Below are 1,367 nucleotides of genomic sequence, written 5' to 3'. Positions count from 1 at the left end.
CAGACTTGTTATAGGATCAAGCCTTACGGGCAATTAGTATCAGTTAGCTGAACGCATTACTGCGCTTACACACCTGACCTATCAACGTCCTGGTCTCGAACGACCCTTCAAGGGGATCTAGTCCCCAGGGATATCTCATCTTAAGGCGAGTTTCCCGCTTAGATGCTTTCAGCGGTTATCTCTTCCGAACATAGCTACCCGGCGATGCCACTGGCGTGACAACCGGTACACCAGAGGTTCGTCCACTCCGGTCCTCTCGTACTAGGAGCAGCCCCCTTCAAATATCCAACGCCCACGGCAGATAGGGACCAAACTGTCTCACGACGTTTTAAACCCAGCTCACGTACCTCTTTAAATGGCGAACAGCCATACCCTTGGGACCGGCTACAGCCCCAGGATGAGATGAGCCGACATCGAGGTGCCAAACACCGCCGTCGATATGAACTCTTGGGCGGTATCAGCCTGTTATCCCCAGAGTACCTTTTATCCGTTGAGCGATGGCCCTTCCATACAGAACCACCGGATCACTATGACCTGCTTTCGCACCTGCTCGACTTGTCGGTCTCGCAGTTAAGCACGCTTATGCCATTGCACTATCAGCACGATTTCCGACCGTACCTAGCGTACCTTCGTACTCCTCCGTTACGCTTTGGGAGGAGACCGCCCCAGTCAAACTGCCTACCATGCACTGTCCCCGACCCGGATCACGGGCCAAGGTTAGAACCTCAAACAAACCAGGGTGGTATTTCAAGGACGGCTCCACCGAAACTAGCGTTCCGGTTTCATAGCCTCCCACCTATCCTACACAGATCGGTTCAAAGTCCAATGCAAAGCTACAGTAAAGGTTCATGGGGTCTTTCCGTCTAGCCGCGGGTAGATTGCATCATCACAAACACTTCAACTTCGCTGAGTCTCGGGAGGAGACAGTGTGGCCATCGTTACGCCATTCGTGCAGGTCGGAACTTACCCGACAAGGAATTTCGCTACCTTAGGACCGTTATAGTTACGGCCGCCGTTTACCGGGACTTCAATCAAGAGCTTGCACCCCATCATTTAATCTTCCGGCACCGGGCAGGCGTCACACCCTATACGTCCACTTTCGTGTTTGCAGAGTGCTGTGTTTTTATTAAACAGTCGCAGCCACCAGTTTATTGCAACCCCTTCACCCTCCTGGCGCAGGCCAGTCAAGCTACAAGGGCGTACCTTATCCCGAAGTTACGGTACCAATTTGCCGAGTTCCTTCTCCCGAGTTCTCTCAAGCGCCTTAGAATACTCATCTCGCCCACCTGTGTCGGTTTGCGGTACGGTCATCGTTAGACTGAAGCTTAGAGGCTTTTCTTGGAACCACTTCCAATTGCTTCGCTCCC

Annotated in this window: 1 rRNA gene; it reads right to left on the bottom strand. The window is 52.7% G+C overall.

The annotated features are described in order from the left end of the window. Window positions 1-12: 12 nt before the first annotated feature. Window positions 13-1,367 (bottom strand): 23S ribosomal RNA (locus SB771_RS33380); the annotation flags it as partial.

It is taken from the genome of Burkholderia sp. SIMBA_051 (assembly GCF_046534915.1).
GTDB lineage: Bacteria > Pseudomonadota > Gammaproteobacteria > Burkholderiales > Burkholderiaceae > Burkholderia > Burkholderia ambifaria.
This window is presented reverse-complemented; position numbering and strand designations above follow the sequence as displayed.